Annotated in this window: 22 protein-coding genes; 12 read left to right on the top strand and 10 right to left on the bottom strand. The window is 63.6% G+C overall.

The annotated features are described in order from the left end of the window. Nucleotides 1–100: 100 nt before the first annotated feature. A complete protein-coding gene (locus tag IEV58_RS08460; RefSeq protein WP_188409311.1) occupies nucleotides 101–601 on the bottom strand; it encodes a type III secretion system chaperone family protein in 501 nt (166 codons plus the stop codon). A gap of 232 nt (nucleotides 602–833) precedes the next feature. Next, complete coding sequence (locus IEV58_RS08455) at nucleotides 834–1,136, bottom strand: accessory factor UbiK family protein (RefSeq protein ID WP_188409310.1); 303 nt, start codon at nucleotides 1,134–1,136, stop codon at nucleotides 834–836. Nucleotides 1,137–1,231: 95 nt separating this feature from the next. Between IEV58_RS08455 and lgt the strand changes: the two genes are divergently transcribed. From lgt to IEV58_RS08405, 10 genes are all read left to right on the top strand, one after another. Next, nucleotides 1,232–2,065 (top strand): prolipoprotein diacylglyceryl transferase, encoded by an 834-nt coding sequence (lgt, locus tag IEV58_RS08450; protein ID WP_229729291.1) that lies wholly within the window; start codon nucleotides 1,232–1,234, stop codon nucleotides 2,063–2,065. After that, nucleotides 2,062–3,165: a class I SAM-dependent methyltransferase gene (locus IEV58_RS08445; protein ID WP_188409309.1), complete on the top strand. Its 1,104-nt coding sequence runs from the start codon at nucleotides 2,062–2,064 to the stop codon at nucleotides 3,163–3,165. Before lgt ends, IEV58_RS08445 begins: the two co-directional genes overlap by 4 nt. Then, nucleotides 3,162–3,926, top strand: a complete 765-nt coding sequence (gene pgeF / locus IEV58_RS08440) for a peptidoglycan editing factor PgeF (RefSeq protein WP_229729290.1) — start codon at nucleotides 3,162–3,164, stop codon at nucleotides 3,924–3,926. The genes IEV58_RS08445 and pgeF overlap by 4 nt, the downstream gene beginning before the upstream one ends. 136 nt (nucleotides 3,927–4,062) lie before the next feature. Then, entirely contained in the window at nucleotides 4,063–4,995 is a 933-nt protein-coding gene (locus tag IEV58_RS08435; protein WP_188410238.1) for a ribose-phosphate pyrophosphokinase, read from the top strand. 165 nt (nucleotides 4,996–5,160) lie between these two features. Next, nucleotides 5,161–5,799: a 50S ribosomal protein L25/general stress protein Ctc gene (locus IEV58_RS08430; protein ID WP_188409308.1), complete on the top strand. Its 639-nt coding sequence runs from the start codon at nucleotides 5,161–5,163 to the stop codon at nucleotides 5,797–5,799. A gap of 26 nt (nucleotides 5,800–5,825) precedes the next feature. Next, entirely contained in the window at nucleotides 5,826–6,440 is a 615-nt protein-coding gene (pth, locus tag IEV58_RS08425; RefSeq protein ID WP_188409307.1) for an aminoacyl-tRNA hydrolase, read from the top strand. A gap of 6 nt (nucleotides 6,441–6,446) precedes the next feature. Then, nucleotides 6,447–7,544 carry a redox-regulated ATPase YchF gene (gene ychF, locus IEV58_RS08420; RefSeq protein ID WP_188409306.1) on the top strand — a complete coding sequence of 366 codons (1,098 nt, stop codon included), beginning with the start codon at nucleotides 6,447–6,449 and terminating at the stop codon, nucleotides 7,542–7,544. Nucleotides 7,545–7,655: 111 nt separating this feature from the next. Next, nucleotides 7,656–8,345: a deoxyribonuclease V gene (gene nfi, locus IEV58_RS08415; RefSeq protein WP_188409305.1), complete on the top strand. Its 690-nt coding sequence runs from the start codon at nucleotides 7,656–7,658 to the stop codon at nucleotides 8,343–8,345. After that, nucleotides 8,342–8,806, top strand: coding sequence for a MaoC family dehydratase (locus IEV58_RS08410; RefSeq protein WP_188409304.1), 465 nt, complete (start codon nucleotides 8,342–8,344; stop codon nucleotides 8,804–8,806). Before nfi ends, IEV58_RS08410 begins: the two co-directional genes overlap by 4 nt. Next, on the top strand, nucleotides 8,796–9,266 hold the full coding sequence (locus IEV58_RS08405; RefSeq protein ID WP_188409303.1) for a MaoC family dehydratase: 471 nt from the start codon (nucleotides 8,796–8,798) through the stop codon (nucleotides 9,264–9,266). The genes IEV58_RS08410 and IEV58_RS08405 overlap by 11 nt, the downstream gene beginning before the upstream one ends. Here the strand turns inward: IEV58_RS08405 and IEV58_RS08400 are convergent. The 4 genes from IEV58_RS08400 to petA all read right to left on the bottom strand — a co-directional run bounded on the left by IEV58_RS08400 (nucleotide 9,263) and on the right by petA (nucleotide 12,689). After that, nucleotides 9,263–9,784, bottom strand: coding sequence for an adenine phosphoribosyltransferase (locus tag IEV58_RS08400; RefSeq protein ID WP_188409302.1), 522 nt, complete (start codon nucleotides 9,782–9,784; stop codon nucleotides 9,263–9,265). The genes IEV58_RS08405 and IEV58_RS08400 overlap by 4 nt on opposite strands. 109 nt (nucleotides 9,785–9,893) lie before the next feature. After that, nucleotides 9,894–10,775 carry a cytochrome c1 gene (locus tag IEV58_RS08395; protein WP_188409301.1) on the bottom strand — a complete coding sequence of 294 codons (882 nt, stop codon included), beginning with the start codon at nucleotides 10,773–10,775 and terminating at the stop codon, nucleotides 9,894–9,896. Between the two features lie 23 nt (nucleotides 10,776–10,798). Then, nucleotides 10,799–12,085 carry a cytochrome b gene (locus IEV58_RS08390; RefSeq protein ID WP_188409300.1) on the bottom strand — a complete coding sequence of 429 codons (1,287 nt, stop codon included), beginning with the start codon at nucleotides 12,083–12,085 and terminating at the stop codon, nucleotides 10,799–10,801. 34 nt (nucleotides 12,086–12,119) lie between these two features. Further along, nucleotides 12,120–12,689, bottom strand: coding sequence for a ubiquinol-cytochrome c reductase iron-sulfur subunit (petA, locus tag IEV58_RS08385; RefSeq protein WP_229729289.1), 570 nt, complete (start codon nucleotides 12,687–12,689; stop codon nucleotides 12,120–12,122). 188 nt (nucleotides 12,690–12,877) lie between these two features. On the opposite strand from petA, the gene IEV58_RS08380 reads away from it, so the two are divergent. Both IEV58_RS08380 and hemF read left to right on the top strand, forming a co-directional pair. Then, nucleotides 12,878–13,360: a tRNA (cytidine(34)-2'-O)-methyltransferase gene (locus tag IEV58_RS08380; RefSeq protein WP_188409298.1), complete on the top strand. Its 483-nt coding sequence runs from the start codon at nucleotides 12,878–12,880 to the stop codon at nucleotides 13,358–13,360. Further along, nucleotides 13,347–14,234 (top strand): oxygen-dependent coproporphyrinogen oxidase, encoded by an 888-nt coding sequence (hemF, locus tag IEV58_RS08375; RefSeq protein WP_188409297.1) that lies wholly within the window; start codon nucleotides 13,347–13,349, stop codon nucleotides 14,232–14,234. The genes IEV58_RS08380 and hemF overlap by 14 nt, the downstream gene beginning before the upstream one ends. Nucleotides 14,235–14,241: 7 nt before the next feature. Here hemF and IEV58_RS08370 read toward each other — a convergent pair whose 3' ends face one another. The 4 genes from IEV58_RS08370 to IEV58_RS08355 are packed head-to-tail and all read right to left on the bottom strand — an operon-like array spanning nucleotide 14,242 to nucleotide 16,990. Further along, entirely contained in the window at nucleotides 14,242–15,468 is a 1,227-nt protein-coding gene (locus IEV58_RS08370; RefSeq protein ID WP_188409296.1) for a CCA tRNA nucleotidyltransferase, read from the bottom strand. Next, nucleotides 15,465–15,737, bottom strand: a complete 273-nt coding sequence (locus tag IEV58_RS08365) for a DUF6111 family protein (RefSeq protein WP_188409295.1) — start codon at nucleotides 15,735–15,737, stop codon at nucleotides 15,465–15,467. The genes IEV58_RS08370 and IEV58_RS08365 overlap by 4 nt, the downstream gene beginning before the upstream one ends. Then, nucleotides 15,738–16,397 carry a CoA pyrophosphatase gene (locus IEV58_RS08360; protein WP_229729288.1) on the bottom strand — a complete coding sequence of 220 codons (660 nt, stop codon included), beginning with the start codon at nucleotides 16,395–16,397 and terminating at the stop codon, nucleotides 15,738–15,740. Beyond that, on the bottom strand, nucleotides 16,394–16,990 hold the full coding sequence (locus tag IEV58_RS08355; protein ID WP_229729287.1) for a DUF1285 domain-containing protein: 597 nt from the start codon (nucleotides 16,988–16,990) through the stop codon (nucleotides 16,394–16,396). The genes IEV58_RS08360 and IEV58_RS08355 overlap by 4 nt, the downstream gene beginning before the upstream one ends. Between the last annotated feature and the right edge of the window lie 44 nt (nucleotides 16,991–17,034).

The following is a 17,034-nucleotide window of genomic DNA, read 5'->3' as shown; positions in this document are numbered from 1 at the left end:
GGCGAAGGCCAAAGCCGGAGCCAGTCACCTGCATGGCCGCCCATTTTGCCCGCGCCGACCAGCAGCAGACTGCCGGCCGGCAGCGGTCCATGGGTAAGCCTCATGCTTCGCCCATGGTATCGAACAGAACGGCGGCGAGCGCCTCGTCGGTAGTCTTCCCGGCCCAAACCACGAACTGAAAGGCCTGGTAATGCCGTTCACACGCCTCAAGGGCTGTTTCCAGCAACGCCTCGCATTGGCGATCGTTGGCCTCCGCCCCACCGGACAGGAGAAGGGAATGGCGGTACATGACCGAGCCCTGCTCGCTCCAGATGTCGAAATGGCCGATCCACATGCCCTCGTTGATGCGGTTCAGCAGCCTGAGGACCTCGACCTGCCGGTTGTCCGGCACCTTGAGGTCGAAGGAACAGGCGATATGAAGCGATTCAACATCATCCATCCAGCTGATGGAAACGCTGTAATCGGCCCAGGTTCCCGATACGCTGATGGCAATATCGTCTTCTCCGGAACGCTCGAAGCTCCAATCGTTGATGGTTGCGAGTTGTTCGATGGTATCGACCGGATTAGCGAGACGGTCGATGTCTACGTCGATATGAGCCATTCGGGTCTCCTCGTGAAAGGTGAGACCTCTCGCGCGCCCAAACTTCAAGCGCGTCCGACGCCAGATGGCTGCACTGCCTGTACCTGGGTGCGGCCCAAGCAGGCAACCGCACAAGTAACGCCGAGGGACGTCTTGGGAGAATCCCCCGATTCGCCACGTACTCAATATATAGGGTCTTAGGTAAACAGGGCCACCACAGTCTAGAAGCCTACCCCGCTGTTCACGATATTTTTCATTCCAGGTCCGCGGCAGCCGCCGGAGCACTTGCTTCACCTGCCGGTCCCTGCGCTGCAAGGCGCTGCTCCAGAGCCTCCAGCCGCGCCGAGAGGGCTTCGTTTTCGGCCCGCGCCTTGGCCGCCATGTCGCGCACCGCGTCGAACTCCTCGCGCCGAACGAGATCAAGATCCGCCAGGATCTTTTCCGCCTGCGAGCGCACCATGGTGTCGACCTCGCGCTTCACGCCTTCGGCGGCTCCCACGGCATCGGTCATCAACTGCGCCATTCCGTCGAAAAGGCGGCTTCGCGTCTGCGTCATGGCTGGCATCTCCTCGTGATCTCTCAGGGAGATGGGAATTGCATATCTTCGCGGCAAGAGTAAGAGCAGCTATCAAAGATCCCGCGTCTCCTCCCATGAGTCTCCGCACGCACATGCCTATTTTCGCCATTCCCTTCCCCATGATCGATCCCGTGGCCGTCTCTGTCGGGCCTCTGGTGGTGCGCTGGTACGCCCTGGCCTATGTGGCGGGCCTCCTGTTCGGCTGGCTGGTCGCGAGGTGGATGGTCGGTCGCCAGAACCTCTGGGGCCGCACGCCGCCAACCGACGCCGGCGGTCTTGACGATCTTCTGGTGCTGATCGCCTTCGGCGTCGTGCTCGGCGGACGCATCGGCTACGTCTTCTTCTACAACGCTGAATATTACGCCGCCCAGCCACTGGAGGCGCTGATGGTCTGGCGCGGCGGCATGTCCTTCCACGGTGGCCTTCTCGGCGCCATCGCCGGAATGTGCTGGTTCGCCTGGCGGCGTGGGCAGTCGGTCCTGCCGATCTTCGACCTGATCGGCGCCGTGGCGCCCATCGGCATCTTCTTCGGTCGCATCGCCAATTTCGTGAACGGCGAACTCTGGGGGCGTGTCTCGGATGTGCCCTGGGCGGTGATTTTTCCAAACGCCGGTCCTTTCCCCCGTCACCCCAGCCAGATCTATGAGGCGGCGCTGGAAGGTCTGCTTCTCTTCATGATCGTGCAGGTGGCGGTGCGCCTTGGCGGCCTCAGACGTCCCGGCCTCGTCGCCGGCATCTTCGCCCTCGGCTATGGGCTTGCCCGCATCGTCTGCGAGTTCTTCCGCGAGCCCGACGCGCAGATCGGCTTCTTCGCCGATGTCATCACCATGGGCATGATCCTGTCGCTGCCACTGGTGGCCGGCGGGCTCATCCTGATCACCACGTCCGTCAAGCAGCGGACGGCATGACGCCGCTGGAAGCAAAGATCCGCGACCTGATCGCCCGGCAAGGGCCGCTGACTGTCGAGCGCTACATGGAGATTTGCCTCGCCGATCCCGACCACGGCTACTACCGCACCCGGGATCCGCTCGGCGCGGCCGGAGACTTCGTCACCGCGCCTGAGATCAGCCAGATCTTCGGCGAACTCCTTGGCCTCTGGTCCGCGGCCGTCTGGGACATGATGCACCGCCCGGCCCAGGCCGACCTTGTGGAGATCGGACCGGGGCGCGGCACCCTCATGGCCGATGCGACCCGCGCCGCCAAGATCCTGCCGCCGTTCCGGGAGGCGCTGAGGGTCCATCTCGTGGAAACCAGCGAACCGCTGCGCAAGGCGCAGAAATCGACCCTCTCTCCCGGTGGTCTCGAGGTGTGCTGGCACGACAGCTTCACCGATCTGCCCGAGGCACCCGTCATCGTCCTCGCCAATGAATTTTTTGACGCCCTTCCCATCCGGCAGGTCGGACGCGCGTCCGACGGTTGGCGCGAGCGGGTTGTGACCATTGCCCGGGGCACCCTCGCCTTCGGCTTTGGCGCGCTCGTGCCCGATGCTGAAATTCCGCCGGCCCTGTGCGGCAGTGAGATCGGCACGATCATCGAATTGCTACCGAGAGCGCGCAGCGAAATCCAGGCCATTGCACGGCATCTGGTGCGCCACGGCGGTGCCGCGCTCGTGATCGATTACGGTTATGCCGGTCCCGCCACCGGCGACACCCTTCAGGCCGTTCGCCAACATCGTTACGCCAACGTGCTTTCCGCCCCCGGCGAGGCCGACCTTACCGCCCATGTGGACTTCCATCAGATCGGCGCCGCCGCCGAAGAGGCCGGCGCACACGCCTACGGACCGATCAGTCAGCGCGACCTGCTTCTGCGGCTCGGCGCGGAGGCTCGGGCCGCCAGGCTGAAAGCCTCGGCACGGCCGGATCAGGCCGAGAGCGTAGAGATCGGTTTTCGCCGCATCACCGCCCAGGGCCATCGCAGCATGGGCGATCTGTTCAAAGCCATGGCGATAACGGCGCCCGGCCTGCCGGCTCCGCCCGCCTTCACCGACCAGGAAAGATTTCGCCCGTGACACTGTCGCCGCTCACCTCCAACGCTCTCACGCTCCCCGGCATCCGCCATGCCTTTTTCACACGCGAGGGCGGCATTTCGCAGGGCATCTATGCCAGCCTCAACGGCGGCATCGGCTCCGATGACGCAGCGGATGCGGTCGCCGAAAATCGCCGGCGTATGGCCGCGCATCTCGGCGTTCCCTCTACCGCGTTCCTCTCCGTCTATCAGGTGCATTCGGCCGATGCCCTCATCGTCGAGGCACCCTTCGACGGCGAAAGACCTAGGGCGGACGCGCTGGTGACGAAGACGCCCGGCCTGGCCCTCGCCGTTTCCATGGCCGACTGCGGGCCCGTGCTGTTCGCCGATCCCAAGGCCCGGGTGGTCGCGGCGGCACATTCCGGCTGGAAGGGTGCCGTGGGCGGCATCCTGGAGGCGACGCTCCAGCGCATGGAAGAGCTTGGCGCGTCGCGGACCGACATCATCGCTGTGCTCGGTCCCTGCATCCGTCAGCCGAGCTATGAGGTTGGAGCCGAGTTCGCGGGCCGTTTCGCGGCCGATGACCAGCTCTTCTTCATCCCTTCGGACAAGCCGGAGCATTTCCTGTTCGACCTGTCCGGCTACATTCTCTCCCGTCTCAAGGCTGCAGGTTTGAGGCGAATAGAGGATCTCGCGCTGGACACCTATGCCGATGAGCAGCGCTTTTTCAGCTACCGACGCACGACACATCGCGGCGAGCCGGACTATGGACGGCTGATGGCGGGAATCGTGTTGCACGAGTAACGGCTGTAGACATCTTGCCGCTTTGGCCTTTCGATGTGTTGAGGCCGAGGGCAAAGGTTGCTAAGAGCCGCCTGTCATCAAAACTCGAAAGTGAAGCAAGGCGCTGATGCCGCTTCAGCAACGGGAGCCTTCCGCCATGAAGCTCGTCGCGGGCAATTCCAATCGTCCGCTGGCGGAGGCGATCGCCGCCTATCTCCAGCAGCCCCTCACCAAATGCCTCGTGCGGCGCTTCGCCGACATGGAGGTCTTCGTCGAAATCCAGGAGAATGTGCGCGGCGCGGATGCCTTCGTCATCCAGTCGACGTCCTTCCCGGCCAACGACCATATGATGGAGACACTGATCATCATCGATGCCCTGCGCCGCTCCTCGGCCCGCCGCATCACCGCCGTCATGCCCTACTTCGGCTACGCCCGGCAGGACCGAAAGCCCGGCCCACGCACGCCGATCTCGGCCAAGCTCGTCGCCAACCTGCTCACCCGTGCCGGAGCCGACCGCGTCATGACGCTCGATCTTCATGCCGGACAGATCCAGGGCTTCTTCGACATTCCGGTCGACAATCTCTATGCCTCGCCGGTCCTGGTGCGCGACATCAAGGAGCGGTTCGAACTGTCCAACGTCATGATCGTCTCTCCTGACGTCGGCGGCGTGGTGCGTGCCCGCGGCATCGCCAAGCGCATCGACGCGCCGCTGGCCATCGTCGACAAGCGCCGCGAGCGCCCGGGCGAAAGCGAAGTGATGAACGTCATTGGCGACGTGACCGGCAAGACCTGCATCCTCGTTGACGACATCGTCGATTCCGGCGGCACGCTCTGCAATGCCGCCGATGCGCTGCTGGCTCAGGGCGCCAACGAGGTCTACGCCTACCTCACCCACGGCGTCCTCTCGGGCGGCGCGGTCGCCCGCATCACCGCATCCAAGATCAAGGAAATGGTGATCACCGACTCGATCCAGCCGACCGAGGCGGTGCGCGTTGCCCGCAACATCCGCGTCTGCTCCATCGGCACGCTGATGGGCGAAGCGATCCAGCGCACGGCCCATGAAGAATCGGTGTCGAGCCTGTTCGACTGAGGCGAAAAGCATCCGGCGCGTTTGGCGCGGCTCTTCCGCGCTAAACGTTGCCAATCTCGGGCTTTGGCGTTATAGAGCCCCCGTCCGGTGTCCGACACCCCTGGAGGTGCGCCGGCCACGCATTTCAAAGGCCGCTGCGGCGGCCGTTTTATTTGGAGATAACCCATGTCCGAGACCAAGGCTCTCAAGGCCGAAGCACGCGACCGGAGCGGCAAGGGGGCCGCACGTGCGCTGCGCCGTGAAGGCAAGATTCCCGCCGTCATCTATGGTGACAAGAAGGCCCCCGTTGGCATCGCGCTGAACCAGAACGACGTCAGCAAACTGCTCTTCGCAGGCGGCTTCATGACCACCATCTTCGACATCGACGTCGGCGGCAAGAACGAGCACGTCATCCCCCGTGACTTCCAGCTCGATCCGGTTAAGGACAAGCTTGTCCATGTCGACTTCCTGCGCGTGGGCAAGAACTCGGTCATCTCCGTCGAAGTGCCCGTGCACTTCATCAACGAAGAGAAGTCCAAGGGCATCAAGCAGGGCGGAGTCCTCAACGTCGTTCGCCACGCCGTAGAGCTCTATGTCCCCGCTGACAAGATCCCCGACTTCATCGAGGTCGATCTGGCCGGCACTGAGATTGGCGACAGCATCCACATCTCGGCGATCAAGCTGCCCGCGGACGCCAAGCCGGTGATCCAGGATCGCGACTTCACCGTGGCCACCATCGCCCCGCCGACGGTTCCGACGGTCGCTGATGAAGCCGCTGATGCCGCCGCCAAGCCTGAGGGCGAAGGCGAGGCTGAAGGCGAATAATCGTCTGACGGCAGGAGGCGAGCCTCATGATCCTCCTTGTGGGGCTCGGCAATCCTGGCAGCCGTTATGCGGGCAACCGCCACAACATCGGCTTCATGGCCCTCGACCGTATCGCATCTCGCCAGGGGTTCGGCCCCTGGCGTTCGCGTTTCCAGGGCCTGACGGCCGAAGGCTCACTGGATGGCGTGAAGACCCTGCTCCTGAAGCCGAACACCTTCATGAATTTGTCGGGTCAGTCAGTTGCGGAAGCCGCCCGCTTTTTCAAGATCGGCCTGTCCGACATGGTTGTGCTGCACGACGAGCTCGATCTTGCGCCGGCCAAGTTGCGCATCAAGACCGGGGGCGGCAATGCGGGCCACAACGGGTTGAGGTCCATCACCGCCCACCTGGGTAACGACTACAAGCGCGTCAGGCTGGGCATCGGCCATCCCGGTGACAAGGCCATGGTCTCCCCTTACGTGCTGAATGATTTCGCCAAGGCGGAAGAAGGCTGGCTCGAGACGCTTCTTGATGCCATCGCCGACAACGCCGCGTTGCTCGCCAAGGGCGAGGACGCGAAGTTTCAGAACACCATTCATCTCGCTCTTGAGGCCAAGGGATTCGCAAACCCCAAGCGCCCGGGCAAGCGCGACACGGAGTAGAAGCAGATGGGTTTCAAATGCGGCATCGTCGGTCTGCCCAACGTGGGCAAGTCGACCCTTTTCAACGCCCTCACCCAGACCGCCGCTGCTCAGGCCGCCAATTATCCCTTCTGCACCATTGAGCCCAATGTCGGCGAAGTGGCGGTACCGGACCCGCGGCTCGACCAGCTTGCCGGCATCGCAAGCTCCAAGGAGATCATCCCCACCCGCCTCACCTTCGTCGACATCGCAGGCCTCGTACGCGGCGCCAGCCAGGGCGAAGGTCTGGGCAACCAGTTCCTCGCCCACATTCGCGAGGTGGATGCCGTGGCCTATGTGCTGCGCTGTTTCGAGGACGACGACATCACCCATGTCGAAGGCAAGATCGATCCCCTGGCCGACTATGAAACGGTTGAGACCGAACTGATGCTGGCCGATCTGGAAAGCCTTGAGAAGCGTCTGGCTGCTTTGGAGAAAAAGGCGCGCGGCGGCGACAAGGAAGCCAAGGAAACCATGGCCATCATCGAAAAGGTGCTGCCGCTGCTGCGCGACGGCAAACCCGCACGCTTGGCCGCCGTCAAAGAAGATGAGCGCAAGCTCTTCGAGGGACTCAATCTTTTGACGTCGAAGCCCGTGCTCTATGTGGCCAACGTCGACGAAGCCTCGGCCGGTACGGGCAACGAATACTCCGCCCGCGTGGAAGAGCAGGCCAAGGCTGAAGGCGCGGTTGCCGTGACCATTTCCGCGAGGATCGAAAGCGAGATTGCGGTTCTTCCCGAGGAAGAGCGCGCTGAATACCTGGAGGCTCTGGGCCTTCATGAAGCCGGTCTAGACCGGCTGATCCGTGCCGGTTACGACCTCCTGGGCCTTGTGACCTATTTCACCGTGGGTCCCAAGGAGACGCGTGCCTGGACCATCGAGAAGGGCACCAAGGCCCCGCAGGCAGCGGGCGTCATTCACACCGATTTCGAGAAGGGCTTCATCCGCGCCGAGACCATCGCCTACAATGACTATGTCGCCCTGAAAGGCGAACAGGGCGCGCGCGACGCCGGCAAGATGCGTCTCGAGGGCAAGGAGTACGTCGTTGCCGATGGCGACGTCCTGCATTTCCGCTTCGCCAACTGAGACCGCAGAGCCGCTCTGGCAATCCGGTGCGCTCGTGCTGAGACGCTAGAGCTTTCATCAAATGCGCGAGAGATGACTTGAGCCGACTCGCGAATTTGACGAAGCTGGCTTATGCGCATCTATCCACGCCACAGCTGGAATGTGACGCCCACCGAAGCGGTTGCCCTGCAACGCCGCCTCAAGCCGGAACTCATCACCACAACGCCGCTGGACCTCAAGCGCATCCGCCTGGTGGCGGGTGTGGACGTCAGCGTCAAAAACAACGTCTCCAATGCCGCTGTGGTGGTCGTCTCCCTGCCCGACTTCCGGATCGTCGAAAAGGCCACGGCCGAACAGCCGACCCCCTTTCCCTACGTCCCGGGGCTCCTCAGCTTTCGCGAAGGACCGGTGCTGGAAGAGGCCTTTAGCAGACTGGAAAGCGAACCTGACGTCTTCATCTTCGACGGCATGGGCATCGCCCATCCCCGTCGCATGGGTATCGCCGCCCATATGGGTCTATGGCTGGAACGGCCTACCATCGGCTGCGGCAAGACCCGCCTCTGCGGCAGCCATGGCGATGTGATGGAGACCAGGGGCTCATTCGCGCCCCTGATGGATCGCGGGGAGAATATCGGCGTCGCGCTGCGCACCCGTGCCCGTGTCGCGCCCGTCTATATCTCGCCCGGCCACCGCACGGATCTCGGCTCGGCCATCGGCCTCATCCTGGCCTGCACGCCGAGATGGCGTTTGCCGGAGCCGATCCGGCTCGCCCATAAAACGGCGGGTGAATTCACTCCCGAGACACGGCTCTTCGGCACATGACGGTCTGCTACGAGGATTTCACACCCGGCGAGATCGTCAGCTACGGCGCCCGCACCATCACGCGCGAAGAAATCACTGCCTTCGCCACGCTTTACGATCCCCAGCCCATGCATCTGGATGAGGCCGCGACGGCGAATACCATGCTCGGCGGTCTCGCCGCATCCGGCTGGCACACCATCTGTATCCTGATGCGGCTCAATGTCGACCACATGCTGAAGGACAGCGCCTCCATGGGTGCACCCGGCGTCAAGGAGGTGAAGTGGCTGAAGCCGGTCCGCCCCGGCGACACGCTCAGTGTCCGACGGACGACGCTGGAAGCGCGCCTTTCGCAAAGCCGGCCGGACATGGGTTTTGTCGGATTCCTGTTCGAACTTCTGAACCAGAAGGGCGAGGTCGTCATGACGCAGGAAAACGTCATGATGATCGGGCGCCGCGGAACGGGAGACGCTCATGTTTCTTGAGGAATTTCATCCCGGCGACCGCGTGATCCTCGGCAACTACCACTTCACCGCCGAAGACATCATCACCTTTGCCAGCGCCCACGATCCGCAGCCCTTCCACATCGATCCCGAGGCTGCGAAGCGAAGCCATTTCAAAGGCCTCATTGCCTCCGGCTGGCACACCGCCGCCATCTGGATGCGGCTTAATGTGGAATATATGCAGGAACTTGCCGCCATGCGCGCGGCGAAAGGCGAGGCCATGGGTCGCCTTGGCCCCTCCCCCGGTTTCACCAACATGCGCTGGACCAAACCTGTGCGTCCCGGCGATGTCCTGACCTATGGCGTCGAGGTGTTGGAGGTCAGGCGCTCGGAGCGGCGGCCGGGCTGGGGCATCCTGCATCACCGGGGCTTTGCGACCAATCAGGACAACGAGGAGATCTTCTCCTTCTTCGGCAAGGTCTTCGTCGAGAGCCGCGGCTAGAACGACAGCAGGCTGTGGACGGCCACATCGTGCTTCCGAAGCCGGGCCGAACCTCCCAATTCCTCAAGGTCAATCACGAAGGCGGCGGCATGACAGTCACCACCCGAGCGCTGGATCAATGAGAGCGCCGCCTCTGCTGTCCCGCCGGTCGCGATGAGATCATCGACCAGAAGCACCCTTTGCCCCGGGCCGATGGCATCCGCATGCACTTCGATGGCGTCGACGCCATATTCCAGCGCATACTCCTGCGCCAGCACCACGTGCGGCAGTTTTCCCTTCTTGCGGATCGGCACGAAGCCCGCGCCGAGGGCGTGAGCCACCGCACCGCCGAGAATGAAGCCACGCGCCTCGACGCCGGCTACCAGATCGATCGCCACGCCACGATAGGGGCCCGCCAGCGCATCGATCGTGTCCCTCAACCCGTCACGATCCCGAAGAAGCGTGGTGATGTCGCGAAAGACAATCCCCGGCTTGGGATAATCGGGGATAGCGCGGATCAGCGAGGAAAGATCTGTCACGGAACCTCTCTGGACGTCGTCTCTCGCATCATGCGCGATGACTGGCAGGGAATGAAGAGCAAGCCCTTAAAGGAAAGGGCCCCGAGGGGCCCTTTTCAAATGCTTGCTATCAAAGCGAGGTCTGCGCAGGGTCCTTGCCCTCGGCGATCTCACGCGGCTTCTCCACCTCGTGCCAGATCTTCTTCTTCGTGAAGTAGAGCAGCAGGGCGAAGCCGATCAGGAAGATCATGACCTGGAAGCCGATGCGCTTGCGCTGTTCCATGTGCGGCTCGGCCGCCCACATCAGGAAGGCCGTGACGTCGCGCGCATATTGGTCGACCGTCGCCGGCGCGTTGTCGTCATAGGTCACCTGACCATCGCTGAGCGGCTTTGCCATGGCGATGACGTGCCCAGGGAAATAGGCATTGTAGTGGGTGCCCGCCGGCACCTCGAAGCCCTGCGGCGGCTCCGTGTAGCCCGTCAGGAGCGCGTGGATATAGTCCGGCCCCTGGGTCTGGTACTGCGTGAAGATGTCGAGGATGAACAAGGGAAAGCCGCGCTCGTAGGTGCGCGCCTTGGCGATCAGCGACAGATCCGGCGGAGCCTTGCCGTTGGCGGCAGCCGCCGCTTGCTCGTTGGGATAGATCGGCGGGAAACGGTCGGACGGACGTCCCGGGCGATCGAACATCTCGCCGTCCTCGCCCGGACCATCGGTTATCTGATACTCGGCGGCGAGCGCCGTGATCTGAGCCTCGGAGAATTCCGGGCCACCGGGCTCGCCGAGATTGCGGAACGCGACGCGGTTGAGGCCGTGGCACGAGGCACAGACCTCGCGATAGACCTTGAAGCCGCGCTGAAGCTGAGCCCGATCGAAGCCGCCGAACGGACCGGAGAAGCTCCACTCCTCCTGCGGAGGATGCGGGGTTCCTTCCGCGGCCACGGCCGGAGCCGAGGTCAAGGACGCCGAGGCGAGAAGCGCGGCGCTAAGAGCGAGGGTGATGCGAAGCGACATAATTTTCGTTCCTCGACCTAACGTCACGCCTTGGTATCGGGAGCAGCGGTCGCGCCGCCGAGACGAGCGGTCCCGCCACCGAACAATTTCTTCTTGGAGAGCACCGAATCCGCAATCGATGCGGGAAGCGGCCGCGGCTTTTCAAGGAAGCCGAGCAGCGGCAAAATCACCAAGAAGTGGAAGAAGTAGTAGAAGGTCGCGATGCGCGAAAGCACCACATAGATGCCTTCCGCCGGCTTGGCACCGAGCCAGCCGAGAAGGATGCAGACAGCCCCGAAGATCCAGAAGAACTGACGGAACAGCGGACGGTATGCGGCCGAACGCACCTTGGAGGTGTCGAGCCAGGGCAGAACGAAGAGCACCGCGATGGCGCCGAACATGGCAATCACGCCGCCGAGCTTGGACGGAATGGCGCGCAGGATCGCGTAGAACGGCAGGAAGTACCATTCCGGCACGATGTGCGCGGGTGTCACCAGCGGATTGGCGGGGACATAGTTGTCGGCATGGCCGAGGTAGTTCGGCGTGTAGAACAGGAACCAGGCGAAGAAGATCATGAAGCACACCGTCGCGAACACGTCCTTGACGGTCGCATAGGGTGTGAAGGGCACGGTGTCGTCCTTCGACTTCGGCTCGATGCCCGCCGGGTTGTTCTGGCCCACGTGATGCAGCGCCCAGATGTGTAGGACGACGACGCCGGCGATCATGAACGGCAGGAGATAGTGCAGCGAGAAGAAGCGGTTGAGCGTCGGATTGTCGACGGAGAAGCCGCCCCACAGAAGCTGCACGATATATTCGCCAACGATAGGCAGCGCCGAGAACAGGTTGGTGATCACGGTCGCGCCCCAGAAGCTCATCTGGCCCCAGGGAAGCACATAGCCCATGAAGGCAGTGGCCATCATGAGAAGGAAGATGATGACGCCGAGGATCCACAGCACTTCGCGCGGCGCCTTGTAGGAGCCGTAGTACATGCTGCGGAACATGTGGATGTAGACGGCGATGAAGAACATCGATGCGCCGTTGGCGTGCATGTAGCGGATCAGCCAGCCGTAATTGACGTCGCGCATGATGCGCTCGACCGAATCGAACGCCATGGAGACATGCGCCGTGTAGTGCATGGCGAGTACGACGCCGGTGACGATCTGCACGACCAGCATGAAGGTCAGGATTGCGCCGAAGGTCCAGAAGTAGTTGAGGTTCCGGGGCGTCGGATAGGCCACCGCGCTGGCATGGGCCAGGCTCAGGATCGGGAGCCGGTCTTCCAGCCAGCGGGCTGCGGGATGGGAGGGCTGATAGGTCGAGTGTCCGCTCATCGCTGTCTCGTCTCGCTTGAGGTTCTACGCGTCGTCAGCCGATGCGGATGGTGGTGTCATTGGTGAAGGCATACGGCGGAATATGCAGATTTTCCGGCGCCGGCCCCCTGCGAATACGGCCCGCCGTGTCGTAGTGCGAACCGTGGCAGGGGCAGAACCAGCCGCCGAAATCGCCGGACAGCCCAACCGGCACACAACCAAGATGCGTGCAGTTGCCGAGCATGATGATCCAGTTTTCCTTGCCCGCCGCCGCGCGGTTGGCGTCGGTCGCCGGGGCGTCCGCCTCGAGGTTCTCGTTGCGGGCCAGCGGATCGGGCAGCTCGTTCGGCTGCACGGCGTTGGCCTCTTCGATCTCCTTGGCGGTGCGGTGGCGGATGAAGACCGGTTTGCCGCGCCATTTCACCGTGATCGCCTGCCCCTCGGCCACCTGGCTGACATCGAAGTCGAGCGAGGCAAGGGCCAGCGTCGATGCGTCCGGATTCATCTGGTCGATGAACGGCCAGACGGTGGCGGCGACGCCGATGGCACCAACGGCTCCTGTCGCGATGTACAGGAAATCGCGGCGGGTGGGTTCGGCGGAGGTCTCGGGATGGGTCGTGGCCACGTCGGTCACCTTGGCAAGTGTAGGTTCGTCCGGGCATCTGGCTGCCAATAGAGGATGGCACCGGCGCGCAAACGCCCGGAAACATGCTCGGTTTGTGGCACCGCCTAGGTCAAAATGTCCATAGCGCCACGCGCCGGACGACACCATGTCGCACGCCTTATCCAAAGCGCCGGGGATAGGTTTCGCGCATGCGTCTCGCCCTCTATCAGCCCGACATCCCACAGAACGCCGGAACCCTCATGCGCTTGGGAGCGTGCCTGGGGGTGGCGATCGACCTGATCGAGCCCGCCGGCTTCTATACTTCGGACCGCACCTTTCGCCGCGCCGGCATGGATTATCTGGGCCTCGTCGACCTGACCCGTCATGCCTCCTTCGCCGCATTTGATTCCTGGCGGAGAGAGACGGGCCACCGTCTTGTGCTGCTGACGACACGCGGCGATCTCAGCCACACCGAAGCGGCCTATCATCCCACCGACATTCTCATGGTGGGGCGCGAGACAGCAGGTGTCCCCGACGACGTTCACGACATCTGCGATCTTCGCGTGGTGGTGCCCATGCGCCCTGCCCTGCGCTCGCTCAATGTCGCGGTGGCGGGCGCACTGGTGCTGGGCGAAGCGCTGCGGCAAACAGGGGGCTACCCCCGAATGGAGGCAACCGATGAACGCGGATGATCTGGTAGAGCGGCAGGAACGGGCACGGACCTGGTTCGAGGAGCTGCGCGACGGCATCTGCGCATCCTTCGAAGCCCTGGAGGATGAGACGTCCCGGCTTCCCACCGCGCAAGGCGCAGCCGGGCGCTTCAAACGCACGCCGTGGGAGCGGACGGATCATTCCGGAGCGCCGGGCGGTGGCGGCGTCATGTCCATGATGTCGGGCTGCCTCTTCGAAAAGGTCGGTGTTCACTGCTCCACCGTCCATGGCGAATTCGCACCTGAATTCCGCGCTCAGATCCCCGGCGCCGCCGATGATCCGCGGTTCTGGGCTTCCGGCATCTCGCTCATCGCCCACCCTTGGAACCCCCATGTGCCGGCCGTGCACATGAACACACGCTTCGTGGTCACGACCAAGGCCTGGTTTGGAGGCGGTGCCGACCTGACGCCCGTGCTTGATCGCCGGCGGACACAGGAGGATCCTGATTCGGCCGACTTCCACGCCGCGCTGAAACACGTGTGCGAAGCCCACCACGTTGCCGATTATCCGCGCTACAAGCAGTGGTGCGACGACTATTTCCACCTGAAGCATCGCAATGAGCCGCGCGGCATCGGCGGCATCTTCTTCGACTGGCACGACACCGGAGACTGGGAGGCGGATTTCGCTTTCACCCGCGACGTCGGCCGCGCCTTTCGCGACATCTACCCGCGGCTGGTGCGGCGGAATGTGGCCACGCCCTGGACCGATGCCGATCGTGACGAGCAACTGGTCCGACGGGGCCGCTATGTGGAATTCAATCTGCTCTATGATCGCGGCACGATCTTCGGCCTGAAGACCGGCGGCAATGTGAATTCGATTCTCTCGTCCATGCCGCCACTGGTGAAATGGCCCTGACGCGAGGCTAGCGTCGCGTCGGAATCGCCTTCTCAAGAAGCTGCCCTAAGATTCGAGGCTCACTCGAAAAATCGGCCTCGATCCAGGCCTCTTCCAGGCGGCGCAATCCCTGCCCCACCTCGGCGCCCGCAAGCCCCCGCGCAATAAGATCGCCCCCAGTCCATGGCAAGAGTGGCGGCTGGTAGCGGGAGGCAAAATCCCACACGTCGCGCCACGCTCTATCGTCCGCGCCGCCTTCGGCCGCCCAAGCGGCAAGCACCCGCGCCTGGAAGGCCTCGGCGCCAAAGCCATAGGCCAGCCGCCGCCACTCCACCGAACTCTGGCCAACGCGGCGGACCGGCGGGACACCATCGCCGAGTGCCAGAAGCGCGGCATGGTCCCGGTTGGAAAGTCGCAACCGTTCGCGCAGACGATCGGCGTCTTCGGTCACCCCAACGAACAGCGCCCCCAATCGCCGCAGGGCATCGGGTTTGAGGCCAGCGTGCGTTTCCACACGAGTCATCGCACCCAGCCGTGATACCCGCGGCACCCCGCCCAGCAGCCGGCCCAGAATGCCCGTTCCAGCCATCACTGCGATCGTGTCCACCGCGCCGGGAGCGATGAGAAGTTTCATGAGTTCGCTGCGGATGCGCTCACGCGACAGCCGGGTCAGTCCTTCCCGCTCGGCGATGACGGCTGACAGTCCCGCCTCATCCAGGGCGCCCCGGCCGTAGGAGGCATGAAAGCGAAAGAAGCGAAGGCTGCGGAGGTAGTCCTCGCGAATGCGCTGCCTTGCATCCCCGATGAAGCGGACCTTTCCCGCTTCAAGATCCGCCTGCCCCCCTGTCGTATCGTGAACCACCCCGTGACGATCCATGGACAGGGCGTTGAAGGTGAAGTCGCGGCGCTGCGCATCTTCGGCCCAGTCGCGCCCAAACACGACGGTTGCGTGGCGTCCATCCGTCTCCGTGTCCCGCCGCAGCGTCGTGACCTCAAAGGGCCGTCCCTTCACGACCAGCGTGACCGTTCCGTGGTCGATGCCGGTCGGGATGGCTTTGATGCCGGCAGCCTCGGCTCGCCGCATGACGTCCTGCGGCACAGCACTGGTGGCGATGTCGAAATCCTCCACCGGCTGCCCCCGCAGAAGGTTGCGCACCGCCCCTCCGACGATACGCGCCTCCTCGCCATCGCCATCAAGGACGGCAAGGACGCAGCTGACTGCGGGATCGTCGAGAGCGCTGCGCGGGTCGTTCATCGATCCTCCGGCGGCAGGAAGCGCCCCGGCACATAGGTGCCATTCTCCATATGCGGCGGCACATAGCGCGCGCCGGGAGGAGCGGCATCTCCTTGCCCGAAGACGATGAGGAAGGCGATCGAGAGCACCGCGCCCGCCATGGCCGAAAAGAAGAGCACTTTCACGTTCATGCCGTCACGCATCTGCCGGCGGCGCAGAAGGCGCCAAAGCACGAAAACCGCGAAGGGCAGCAGGAACAGGGCGAGTTGGATCAGGACGACACGTAGCATTCAGGTAAGGAGCCGATCATGGAAATTGCGGATAATGCCCGCCGTAATGCCCCAGATGTACCGTTCGCCGTAAGGGATCGCCAGATAGTGCCGCTCGATGCCCTTCCATATCCGTGAATGGGTCTGGTGGTTTGCCGCCTCCATCAGGAAGCGGAGAGGAACCTCGAACACGTCCTTCACCTCCTGCGGGTTGATGGTCAGCGTCATCGCCGGGGAGACGAGACCAACGACCGGGACGATGCGAAAACCGCTGCCGGTCTGGTAAAGGTCGCAGTAGCCTAGCGGTGTCACATGGCGCCGGTCGAGCCCGACCTCCTCCTCCGCCTCCCGCAGGGCAGTCGCCAGCGGGCTGTCGTCCGCCTCATCCATCTTGCCGCCGGGAAAGGCGATCTGACCGGCATGGGTCGGCAGATGGCTGGTCCGGGTGGTGAGGAGAACCGTGAGCTCATCCGGTCGGGCGACCACCGGGATGAGCACGGCGGCTGCCCGTGCCGGCTGTGCGCGCATGAACTCCACCATGCCGGGCGAAAGCACGTGGTCGCCGGCCGGCGGCAATACATCATCGTCCGGAACCGGCGGCGGATCGGCTTGGAGCCGGCTGCGGGCGAAACCGGGAAAGTCCCGACCGGAAAAACGTTGCGGCGACTCAACTTCGCTCAAGAGGGTGAATCCATCTCAGAAGCGGGTGCGATGACGAAATCTGCACCGCAAGAGGTCAGCGCAAGCGATTCCACACCCTCGATATTCTTCACCTCGCCGAGGTCCACCAGATCATACATCAGAGCGCGGGACACAAGGGCCCGCAGCCCGTGGCGCACCAGGAGATAGGGCTTGATCCCGCCCTCGGCGTCGCGCTCGAAGGTGAGCGGGTGCTCGGCATCGGCCAAAACCCAGTCGTCGACATTGGTGCGGAAGGCGATCCGCGGCTCATCTCCTTCCTCACGGCGCATCTCCACGGCAAGGAATGGCGCGTCCTCCACCTCGATGGCGACTTTCTCCACAGGCGTCACCAGCACATGGCGGCCTTCTTCCGCTTCATACTTCAAAACAGAGGCAAAGAGCTGCACCAGCGCCTGGCGCCCGATGGGCGTGCCCTGATAAAACCAGGTACCGTCAGCGGCGATGCGCATGTCGATGGCGCCGCAGAACGACGGATTCCAGAGATGGACCGGAGGCTTGCCCTTGGCGCCTTGCGCAGCCGCCACCAGCGCGTCCAATGCGCCGGGAACATCCTTGGTACTGGTATCGTTCACGTCAGCTTGACCGCTCTTTGTCACGCTCTTGCCGCTTTCCCTTT

It is taken from the genome of Agaricicola taiwanensis (genome assembly GCF_014635245.1).
Lineage (GTDB): Bacteria > Pseudomonadota > Alphaproteobacteria > Rhizobiales > Methylopilaceae > Agaricicola > Agaricicola taiwanensis.
Note: the sequence above shows the minus strand (reverse complement) of the source record. Positions and strands in the feature narration are given on the sequence as shown.

What these genes read in the sequence shown, in the direction of transcription:
- IEV58_RS08460 (WP_188409311.1), bottom strand. Translation starts at nt 601, where the DNA reads ATGGCTCATATCGACGTAGACATCGACCGTCTCGCTAATCCGGTCGAT.
- IEV58_RS08455 (WP_188409310.1), bottom strand. Translation starts at nt 1,136, where the DNA reads ATGACGCAGACGCGAAGCCGCCTTTTCGACGGAATGGCGCAGTTGATG.
- lgt (WP_229729291.1), top strand. Translation starts at nt 1,232, where the DNA reads ATGAGTCTCCGCACGCACATGCCTATTTTCGCCATTCCCTTCCCCATG.
- IEV58_RS08445 (WP_188409309.1), top strand. Translation starts at nt 2,062, where the DNA reads ATGACGCCGCTGGAAGCAAAGATCCGCGACCTGATCGCCCGGCAAGGG.
- IEV58_RS08435 (WP_188410238.1), top strand. Translation starts at nt 4,063, where the DNA reads ATGAAGCTCGTCGCGGGCAATTCCAATCGTCCGCTGGCGGAGGCGATC.
- IEV58_RS08430 (WP_188409308.1), top strand. Translation starts at nt 5,161, where the DNA reads ATGTCCGAGACCAAGGCTCTCAAGGCCGAAGCACGCGACCGGAGCGGC.
- pth (WP_188409307.1), top strand. Translation starts at nt 5,826, where the DNA reads ATGATCCTCCTTGTGGGGCTCGGCAATCCTGGCAGCCGTTATGCGGGC.
- ychF (WP_188409306.1), top strand. Translation starts at nt 6,447, where the DNA reads ATGGGTTTCAAATGCGGCATCGTCGGTCTGCCCAACGTGGGCAAGTCG.
- nfi (WP_188409305.1), top strand. Translation starts at nt 7,656, where the DNA reads ATGCGCATCTATCCACGCCACAGCTGGAATGTGACGCCCACCGAAGCG.
- IEV58_RS08410 (WP_188409304.1), top strand. Translation starts at nt 8,342, where the DNA reads ATGACGGTCTGCTACGAGGATTTCACACCCGGCGAGATCGTCAGCTAC.
- IEV58_RS08405 (WP_188409303.1), top strand. Translation starts at nt 8,796, where the DNA reads ATGTTTCTTGAGGAATTTCATCCCGGCGACCGCGTGATCCTCGGCAAC.
- IEV58_RS08395 (WP_188409301.1), bottom strand. Translation starts at nt 10,775, where the DNA reads ATGTCGCTTCGCATCACCCTCGCTCTTAGCGCCGCGCTTCTCGCCTCG.
- IEV58_RS08390 (WP_188409300.1), bottom strand. Translation starts at nt 12,085, where the DNA reads ATGAGCGGACACTCGACCTATCAGCCCTCCCATCCCGCAGCCCGCTGG.
- IEV58_RS08380 (WP_188409298.1), top strand. Translation starts at nt 12,878, where the DNA reads ATGCGTCTCGCCCTCTATCAGCCCGACATCCCACAGAACGCCGGAACC.
- hemF (WP_188409297.1), top strand. Translation starts at nt 13,347, where the DNA reads ATGAACGCGGATGATCTGGTAGAGCGGCAGGAACGGGCACGGACCTGG.
- IEV58_RS08370 (WP_188409296.1), bottom strand. Translation starts at nt 15,468, where the DNA reads ATGAACGACCCGCGCAGCGCTCTCGACGATCCCGCAGTCAGCTGCGTC.
- IEV58_RS08365 (WP_188409295.1), bottom strand. Translation starts at nt 15,737, where the DNA reads ATGCTACGTGTCGTCCTGATCCAACTCGCCCTGTTCCTGCTGCCCTTC.